The 9,158-nt window shown below is 42.9% G+C and carries 9 protein-coding genes and 1 pseudogene; 5 read left to right on the top strand and 5 right to left on the bottom strand.

The window, feature by feature from the left end:
• Positions 1–131: 131 nt before the first annotated feature.
• The 3 genes from JCM11969_RS08230 to JCM11969_RS08220 all read right to left on the bottom strand — a co-directional run bounded on the left by JCM11969_RS08230 (position 132) and on the right by JCM11969_RS08220 (position 5,169).
• Positions 132–1,514, bottom strand: a complete 1,383-nt coding sequence (locus tag JCM11969_RS08230) for a hypothetical protein (RefSeq protein WP_054710360.1) — start codon at positions 1,512–1,514, stop codon at positions 132–134.
• Positions 1,515–2,335: 821 nt separating this feature from the next.
• Positions 2,336–3,376: a matrixin family metalloprotease gene (locus JCM11969_RS08225; RefSeq protein ID WP_054710357.1), complete on the bottom strand. Its 1,041-nt coding sequence runs from the start codon at positions 3,374–3,376 to the stop codon at positions 2,336–2,338.
• Between the two features lie 584 nt (positions 3,377–3,960).
• Positions 3,961–5,169: an aminotransferase-like domain-containing protein gene (locus JCM11969_RS08220; protein WP_054710355.1), complete on the bottom strand. Its 1,209-nt coding sequence runs from the start codon at positions 5,167–5,169 to the stop codon at positions 3,961–3,963.
• A gap of 134 nt (positions 5,170–5,303) precedes the next feature.
• On the opposite strand from JCM11969_RS08220, the pseudogene JCM11969_RS08215 reads away from it, so the two are divergent.
• From JCM11969_RS08215 to JCM11969_RS08205, 3 genes and pseudogenes are all read left to right on the top strand, one after another.
• Positions 5,304–6,214 (top strand): annotated as a pseudogene (locus tag JCM11969_RS08215) (LysR family transcriptional regulator).
• 90 nt (positions 6,215–6,304) lie between these two features.
• Positions 6,305–6,502 (top strand): hypothetical protein, encoded by a 198-nt coding sequence (locus JCM11969_RS08210; protein WP_054710352.1) that lies wholly within the window; start codon positions 6,305–6,307, stop codon positions 6,500–6,502.
• Positions 6,503–6,792: 290 nt separating this feature from the next.
• Positions 6,793–7,092 (top strand): helix-turn-helix domain-containing protein, encoded by a 300-nt coding sequence (locus JCM11969_RS08205; RefSeq protein ID WP_054710349.1) that lies wholly within the window; start codon positions 6,793–6,795, stop codon positions 7,090–7,092.
• Positions 7,093–7,161: 69 nt separating this feature from the next.
• On the opposite strand, the gene JCM11969_RS08200 is transcribed toward JCM11969_RS08205, so the two are convergent.
• Together JCM11969_RS08200 and JCM11969_RS08195 are read right to left on the bottom strand one after the other, a co-directional pair.
• A complete protein-coding gene (locus JCM11969_RS08200) occupies positions 7,162–7,365 on the bottom strand; it encodes an ATP-binding protein (RefSeq protein ID WP_054710345.1) in 204 nt (67 codons plus the stop codon).
• The gene (locus JCM11969_RS08195) at positions 7,362–7,859 is read right to left on the bottom strand and encodes a putative DNA binding domain-containing protein (RefSeq protein ID WP_054710341.1); all 498 of its coding nucleotides are present in this window, start codon (positions 7,857–7,859) and stop codon (positions 7,362–7,364) included. Before JCM11969_RS08195 ends, JCM11969_RS08200 begins: the two co-directional genes overlap by 4 nt.
• A 301-nt stretch (positions 7,860–8,160) precedes the next feature.
• On the opposite strand from JCM11969_RS08195, the gene JCM11969_RS08190 reads away from it, so the two are divergent.
• Positions 8,161–8,550: a hypothetical protein gene (locus JCM11969_RS08190; RefSeq protein WP_054710340.1), complete on the top strand. Its 390-nt coding sequence runs from the start codon at positions 8,161–8,163 to the stop codon at positions 8,548–8,550.
• Complete coding sequence (locus tag JCM11969_RS08185) at positions 8,543–9,076, top strand: helix-turn-helix domain-containing protein (protein ID WP_054710337.1); 534 nt, start codon at positions 8,543–8,545, stop codon at positions 9,074–9,076. The genes JCM11969_RS08190 and JCM11969_RS08185 overlap by 8 nt, the downstream gene beginning before the upstream one ends.
• Positions 9,077–9,158: the final 82 nt, after the last annotated feature.

Genomic DNA, 9,158 nt, shown 5'->3' with positions numbered 1-9,158 from the left:
ACTATTCTACCATCAAAGCTCTAAGAAAACTAGTTTCACACGTTTGAATTTTTGTCCTAAATTCAAACATCGAAATTGAATTCACAAAAAAAGAAGCCCCATTTCTGAGACTCCTTTTAGTCAACTAATAATTAGTTGAAAACATCAGCTGTAGTGGTTGTGCTTGCAACAGGTGCCTTGCCAAGTACAACAGTAGCAGTAACGTTTGCAGTCAAGCTATCACCATAGTGAGCTAATTCGTTAACTGTGTTGAAAGTAGCTTTTTGACCTACAGTAAATGTGTAGTGGTACTGAGTACCCTTAGAATTAGTGTAGTTTACGTTACCAGCAGTAGCGTTCAAAGCTGCAGACAATGCATTGTAAACATCGTCAGTTGAAGTAACCTTAACAGTCTTATCACCCTTCAATGCGTTAGCAAGGTTTGCCAATGCAGTACTATCGAAGTTGATAGAACTTGGGTTAACAGTATCGTTAACAGCTAATGCACCAGTAGTATCTGGAGTAAGAGCTGAAGCGTTAGCAATAGCACCAACCTTAAGAGTTAGCTTAGAAGAAGCGGCTTCAGTAACCTTAACGTACTGAGTACCACCAAATGTTGCATCAGTGTTTACAAAGCTTGAGAACTTGTAACCTGAAGGAACATTCAACTTAGCAAAGTCTGATAATGATTGGTTGTCAACGTTCTTGAAAGTAGAAGCAGCAAGTTGACCGGCCTTAGTATCAGTGTTTGTAGTTACAAAGGTTTGATCATATGAGCTTGATAATGCATTGCCCTTAGTGTCAGTGTAAACAACCTTAACACTGTTGTCAGCAGTAGCTGTAGGTGCGGTGTTCTTAACGTTTGAAGCCTTTACCCAAGCGCCAACTAAACCGTTAGTGGTTGAACCATCAACAGAAGCGATTTGGTACCAAGTTTCGCCTTCACGAGAAGTAGTTACAGCTGCTCCAAAAGTAAACTTAGAACTCTTGTAAGCATCAGTACTAGTCAAAGTCTTGCCATCAACAGTGGCACGACCAACCTTGTATTGAGCCCAAGCTGGTTGCTTGTAGAATAATGTGTTTTCAGTTGTGCTAGTTGCAGCTGACAGAGTATATGAGTCAGATGCACTTGGGGCAGTAGCAGTCTTAGTAGTATCGTATGATGCTACACCACCAGCATAAGCTGAAGTTGACTTGCCGCCGTAGATCCAGCCACGGTAGTTACCGTCGAATGAAACAACCTTGTAGTAAACTGAGCCGCGGTTAGTAGTAGCGACACGGTATGCACGGAAGTTTGCCTTACCTTGGTTAGACTTGTTAAGAGCTGATGCAGTAGTAGTAGTTGCAACTACTTTAGCACCCTTTAAAGTACCAGCCTTAGTATACAGTGCGTTAGTACCTGTTAATGTGACGTTACGAGTAGTAGCGTCCGTAGTCAAAGTCTTGTTTGATGTGACTTTGGCGTATGAGCTTGCGTTAGCAGTTGTAGTTGCGGCAGCGCCGGCAGCGACAAATGATAATGCAGCTAAGCCCAAATAAAGAGATTTCTTTAAACTTGCTTGTGTGTGATATTCCTCCAAACATATAGTTATGTAACTCATCAAGCATAAACAGTATACACAATATCGCTGAGAATGTTAAGTAATATATACAGACAACGATATCGAAGGGTTCCTCAATTGACCCTGAAAAAAAGTATACCGTAAGGGCTTGTGGAAAATCAAGCATAACTAAGGATTGTATTCATTGTGTCATATATTCACACTACTGAAACAATCTGTAATATACGCTTTCAGCCCCGCCCTTATGGTGCTCAGTCAGGGTCTAAGTTCATGATAACGCTATTCAATGTTATGTGCTAATGTTCTGCTTTTTTATTTTGGAAAGGTTAAAAAGGTTAAGAAAGTGGTTTCAATTTCGGGATTTTTATCTGATTTTTTAGGAAATATCGGTTAAATTTGGATACAATCTTTTGATTTTGTTCGATGATTGTTTGGTTTTGGATTTTTATTCGGGTAGGGTTAGTGACTTTATATAGGAAGAAATAAGTGTCTATTGATTTATGATTAGGCTATTTACCTTGATTGGATGAGGTTTGCCCACTATGTTTTTACGAATGGCAAAACTTATAATTCATCTTTTTGCAACGACTCGTCACCTTTACATAATCAGACCATTAAAAAACAGCCACTATAAAGTGATGGCTGCCAATATGATCTCTGTATAGCAGTGACAACATGAAATTACTCATGAGTTCTAATGAACAACGCTGCTAATTTATAGTAAATCCATTTCTCCAAGGTTCGGATGATAACAATACGATAATATTGAACTTTAGCTACAGCAGAAAAAGGCCCTACCAAGCTCCTAAATAATGAGCAATTTTCGCACGATCTAGATCCCGTTTTGAGATTTTCTTCTGCCCAGACTTACTATACATAATATCTGATTTCAGTTTCGAATGAGTTAACCCCATCGCATGTCCAAATTCATGTTCAAGCACACCTTGCAAGTCAGATTTTTCTACTTCTCCGTCTCGAATAAAGACTGACCAAGTAATCGTTTCACCTTTATAATCAATATTGTCGTCCGAATCATACACTCCAACAGCGTCACTAATATCTGCTGGCATCTTACTCCAGTCGTTGAAATCTACCACAAAGCTACGATCACTAGACTTCTGATCTAAAATAAATATCTTTTTTCCCATTGCCTTGTTCCATGCTGCTATCGCTTTCTTCGTTGGCGTTAACAAATTCTTGTCCAGTACTTTAACTTGTGCTTGATGTTTAATAAAGTGGTTAGATACATCTCCGATACCAAAATTGGTCTCAGCATAGTTCAATTGTTTAAAATACTTTACTGGATGCTTCAAACCATTTTTTATAGGAGATTTATTCCCGGCATACTTGTTGAGTAAGGCTAATGATGTGTTCTTATAATTATATGAATTATACGGTAAAGGAATTAACGTAAATTTAGGATGTAACGGGCTTTGTAACCCGATTTTATTAATGTTTTGAGAAGCGGTGTAGATAAGATACGTTGTACCAGAGTTGTACATCATAACTTCTGATAAGCGTTGGGCCTTTTGATTTCCTACCTTAATTAACATTGATTCACTAGTATGCAATGTATACTGTGAATCAGTTGATCCATATTTAACAAAGCTGTTAAGACTAGTCATCTTAGAAGGAATCATTTTTTCTGGATTAAATGATGTTTTCTTTGTATGAAATACGTATCCCTTTGTATTTGGCTTGATGGTGACACTCCAAGAGCTCACTTGTTTCACATTCGAAATTGTGACCTTGCTTGCGTCTACTGAAACTGGCTTTGCTATCAATCCACATATCAACCCTAAAACAATTATTTCTATAACCCTCCACTTTCGCATATAGAGCACTCCCCACTATTTATAATTAGTGCATTGATTTATGTACTAATTATATCATTAATAATATTTTATGATGATAGAATGATAACTTACGATAGCCTAAGCGGGGTAGTTATGACGACCAGGAACATCTTTATGTACTAAATCTGGATCTATTCGTTCGGGCATACTGACTTATCACAATTAAAATATATTCCTGCAGTTTGCTTTCTCCTAAATTTTACATTCCTCTCGACTCTTATCTAACCGAATTGGGCTACAGAAGGCAGAGGGCTCCTGTGTAAGGCACTTCGACCCAAAAAGTCAGGCCCGGACTTTTTAGGTCAAAGTACCTTACACTCCGCCCTCTAACCGCCTTCTTCCGCACCTTAAGGTAAAAAAAAGACGCCTCTACCGGAAATCGTAGATGCGCCGCGCTGTTTGGACCAGCAACAAGTTAAAGTTTTGATTGTAATAGTTTTAAGTTCTTTTCCTTACAGAAAGGGGCTTGTCACCACCACAATCCATAAATCAATTTATAGGACACTTCTATTATACCTATTATTCCAAGAATTACTAGTAGTTGGAATAATATTTTTGAAAAACTAATTGATAACCTTAGTTAACCTATCTGCCAACAGAGTTCCCAGCCGTTTCATGCCGTCATCTATTTGGGCTGGCGTCAGGCCGGTGAAGTTCAGGCGCATGCCGTTTGTATGATCCTTATACGCATAGAAATTCTTTGACGGCACGTAGGCAATATGCTGGTTCGGCGTTGCCTCGTTATACAGCAAGTCCGTTGTATTGATTGATTCCGGCACCGTCACCCACGTGAAGAAACCGCCCTCCGGCTTCGTTGCCGTCACGCCTTCTGGCATATACGTTGCGATAGCCTTCAGCATGGCCTGCTGTCTGATCAGATATTCCTGATTGAGTTTGGCAATGTGGTCATCCAGACTATTGTTGGCCAGGAAGTTGTTCACGGCTGCCGCTGTCAGGTTCGGCACCTCCAGGTCGGCACCCTCCTTTAGCTTATACAGCTGCTTCAAGACTTTCTCATCCGCCACCAGCCACCCCAGTCTCAGCGCCGGCATCAGCACCTTTGAAAAACTCGACAGGAAGATCACGCGGCCCTCCGTATCAAACGACTTGATGGTCGGCAGCGACTCACCCACATAGCGCAGGTCGCGGTACGGGGTGTCCTCCAGAATCATGAAATCATACTGGTTCGCCAGTTCGACCAAGCGTTGGCGCTTTGCCAGCGACAGGGTCACGCCGCCCGGGTTGTGGAAGTCCGCCACGGTATACAGGAACTTGATCTCCGGGTGCGCCCGCAACAGGGTCTCCAGCTGGTCGATAGCCATCCCGTCCGCTTCCAGATTGACTTCGTAGTACGTCGGTTCATACATATCAAACGACGCTAGCGCTCCCACATACGTTGGCGCCTCGACCACCATGGCATCACCCTTGTTCAATAACAGCTTGGCCACGAGGTCGATACCCTGTTGGCCGCCCGCCGTCAGCATCACGTTTTCTGGCTTGGCGTCCGTGATCTTCATCCGTTCCCGCGCGCGTTTTGCCAACCGCTCACGGAGCTCGTACGGCCCTTCCACCGTGTGGTACTGGAAGGTATGGTCGCCCTCCGCCGCCATGGCCGCCAGGTACGCCTGTTTCATTTCATCACTTGGAAACAGGTTCTCTGCCGGGGCACCCGCCGTAAATTTGATTGCGTCATCGTAATCCATCACCGGGAACAGCCCCGCCAAACGAGATGCCGTTTCCGGGTGGACGCGGTCTGCGAATAAGTTTTCCATCTGCTCAACCTCCAGTTTAACCAATTGTTATCGAATTTCTTCCTATGTAGTATGCTATACTGACCCATAACGTTAGTAAAGTTCACATTTTTCACGTATAGATGAATCGTTTTCAACTAAAAAGGACTGATCAAATGCTGCCATTTGCGTACCAAGTCTTCAGCACGGTCGTTTCGGAAGGTACCTTCCAGAAAGCGGCCCTCAAATTAAACGTCACGCCATCCGCCATCAGCCACTCGGTGACCCAGCTCGAATCCGACCTGGGCTTTCCCGTCTTCGTGCGCTCCCGGACCGGCGCCGAGCTGACCCCTAATGGTGAGCTCATTTTACCGATTATTCAAGAAATTCTCAACAATGTTGCCCGCTTACAACAGGAAGCTGACAACATCAACGGTCTAAATTCCGGTCTCATCCGCATCGGCGCGTTCTCGTCCGTCTGCATCAACTGGCTGCCGCCGATCATTCAGGCATTCAAGAAACAGTACCCGCGCATCGACATCTCGGTGAGTCAATCCGGCTTCGACCAGATCGTCCGTGACGTTAAAAACGGCACCCTGGACATCGGCTTCGTCGTCCTGCCCGTCCACGAGGACCGGTTGATCGTCGACAGTCTGATTCAAGATGAGATCTACTGTGTGGCACCAAAGGCTTCGTCCCCGAGAACCGCCACTCCGTCACCAAGGATGACCTGGCCGACTTCGACTTCATCCTGCAACCCGGCGACTACGACCGGGATACCAAGGCCACGCTGGATTACTACGGGATTCAGCCCAACCTGATCCATTTCTCCATCGATGACCAGTCGATCGTCGCCATGGTGGAAGCCGGCCTCGGCCTGGGCATCCTCCCCGAGCTGGCGCTGCAAAAAATCATCGGCGACGTCGTGGTCTACCCCTTTGAGCACACGTTCTACCGGTCCATCGTGCTGGTCACCTCATCCGTGCAGGCCAAGACCCCATCGACCCAGCACATGCTGAACCAGATCCACACCTACATCGCCGACATGTACCCCGAAGCCCTGTTAACGCGAAATGAAACAAAATAGTAACTTTGATGTAATCGTTACGGTTAGTCTATGGTGCTATACTTCTTATTAGAAATTTAGCGATTTTTAATATCAAGGAGGCTTCAAGCGTTGCGTTGGTCAATCTTTATGATGTTTATTGCGGTAGCGATCGTCTGCAGTAGTTGCGCAGTCATCTTCTATCACCGGAAAAGTTCGGAACGCTGGGAAGCTTATCTGTTTGGCGTAATGGGCGGCAGCGCGGCGGTGCTGGCTGTTGTTCAGTTGGTTATGGTGGTTGTGGGGCATTTTGTGCCGCATTTTAGTTAGAGAGAGCTGAGGAAAACGGGTTGAGGGCGGAGCCTAAGTAACTCCGGCAGAAATGCCTGGGTTTTGGCATTTTTGTCAGAGTTGCTTAGGCAGGAGCCTCAGTTTTCCGGAGCTCGTTTAGGCTATCTTGCTAGAAAGACAATAAAGAACGTAAGCCACCCGTAATTAACGGATGGCTTTTTTGTCGCTATCATCCCAGTGCATCATTAGCACAACAGACTATTAGTTCATGTATACTAAACCCTGCAACAAACCGATGATACTGAAACTCCACGTAAAGGAGCAAAAAAATGTCAAAAGCACTAGAAAAAAGCTTACATGAATTAGAAGCCTACTTAGATGGCGATAAAAACATCAAAATAGAAACACATTGCTTTATAAATATGCCTGAATTCACACCTGAACGAATTAAGAATATCAGGTCATCAATCCCAGCGACCCAGTTTGTCTTTGCGGCCATGCTAAATGTCTCACCACGAACAGTTTCATCCTGGGAAAGTGGTAAAAGTAACCCAACTGGCAGTGCTAAGAGATTACTCCAATTACTGGATGAAGACCCAAAAGCATTGCACTCAGTAATTGATTTTTAAAAATTAACACCCTTGCAGGCTTTTCCAGTGCAGAGGTGTTTTATTATCTCAAGATTAATTTTCGAATCCTTACCCGTTCAAATTAGGCAAAGTTACCAAAAACGAATTCTCAGTCACTTTAATTTCCGGCCGTAAATCCGATTGCGCATAAGCCTTAACTATCCGTTTTAAGCCAGTCCCATAATTTTCCAAGTAACCCATCTTATCCAGAATATGTACCAACCGAGGATTACGCGCTGCCACTAAACCATTTTCAATATCAGAAATGATCAACCTTGAGGAATACCGCCTGGTGACAAAATTTCTAACCGATCATCAAATACTTCTACCTTCACGTTTGAATGCAACATGTAATCGCGATGGATGAACGCATTCACGACTGCTTCTCTGATCGCTGTTTCCGGGTAATCTTGTCGCTCGCTGCGTTGCGCTTCACCCGTAATGATGGCTCGTCGGTGGTTTGCTGAATCTAGATAGTTTAAAGTCGCATCAATTTGCGTCACGATTGACCCAGTGTACGCACGTTTGTCCAAGAATTGGTCAACTTCTTTCCCCTCAAATACTGCGACTTTAGTCACTTCTTGGCACTGGTCGCTCAGCAGCAAGGCCGCATTATTGTAATCCTGATCATGAAAGAGCTGTAAGGCTTTCTCGTCGAAAGCGATACTAGACTGAAGGAATTTCATTTTGGCTGCGTCAAACGTCAATTTCTGGTTCAGTGCCACTTCTGAATCAAATTGGCTTCCCACCTGATATACTTGCTGCATTCGTCTCCCCCTTTCGTTTGTTGCTCTGACTGCTGAACTGCCTTCTCAAACTTAACTAAGATCAAATATTTTTTACAGAACAATAAGATTAACGTCCTTAATAATATCAGTTAGAATGATTTTTACCACACTACATTCAAATTAATTTTTTACATGTACTGAATCATAAATTAGTCTTTGCAAAGAATTCCGTTCTCCCAATTTTTTATTACGTAGTTATTGTTGTCAGCAATAATCGACTCAAAATCATTAGAGTTGGCATTTTAGAACTGTTACTGTACAATAACAAGGAGAAAAGGAAATGCATACCGATAACTTGTATCGACAACTCATACCGTTAATCATTAAACAGATTGAATATGATTATGCCACTAAACGCATTGATAGTAATTTGCACGCTAAATCTAGAACCTATCTATCCGCGCATAATGTGACTTATGAAAAAGTTCTGTTTGAAGCTGTCACTCACTTAGAAATGGCAAAATTCTTTCGTGGCCCGCATGCGCATCATTGGCTAAAAAATACTGAGGTTTTTGAATTTGTGGTTTACATTAGTCAAATAGACTTCTATGTGAAATTTGATGTCCGCGAAGGTGGGACTCTAATCGAATCATTTCACCCAACAGAAAAGATGGTAGACGATAGCTGGATAAAGTTAGACGAAAATAAAGGAGAATTCACCAATGATTAACCCAACAACACAAATTAAATATCATAATATTGTAACGGACAAGGATGAACACTACAACGTCATCGAACTAGAAGAAAAGGCACAGGTCGCAGAAGAAACCGTCATGAATACGCATCGCTATTGGGTCCCGATAAACGCTGATATCAGTAATCGCGACAACTATCTGGAGCCGAAAACCGATCCGGATTTCAATATTCACGCAGACTTCGCCGAATATCGCAAACAGTTTAATTTTCTAACACCCGCCGAAATAAAAGCCACTCGTGAGCGAATTGGTCTTTCATTGCGAGAGACTGCGACACTTTTAGGAATGGGTTTTAGCACTTTATCAAATATTGAACGCGATTTAGTGCTTCAGTCATATACCCAGCAGCTTAAACTCGATTATTTAACAGAACCTACTCAATTAAAAAAGCTTGTTAGCATGCATCATAGCCTTATTGAATCCCGTTTTGAAGGACGTGGACTTAATGCTAAGAAAATGTTTCAAACCATAAATACGTATCTTAAAACTCAAAATCTTTAGCACCACTATCTAACTGGAATTTGTTGGGAAAATCGGCGTATACTTTAACTTATGAAACGTAGATTGATTTCAGGGGGAAATT

This window comes from Secundilactobacillus paracollinoides DSM 15502 = JCM 11969, assembly GCF_001311135.1.
GTDB classification, from domain to species: domain Bacteria; phylum Bacillota; class Bacilli; order Lactobacillales; family Lactobacillaceae; genus Secundilactobacillus; species Secundilactobacillus paracollinoides.
Note: the sequence above shows the minus strand (reverse complement) of the source record. Positions and strands in the feature narration are given on the sequence as shown.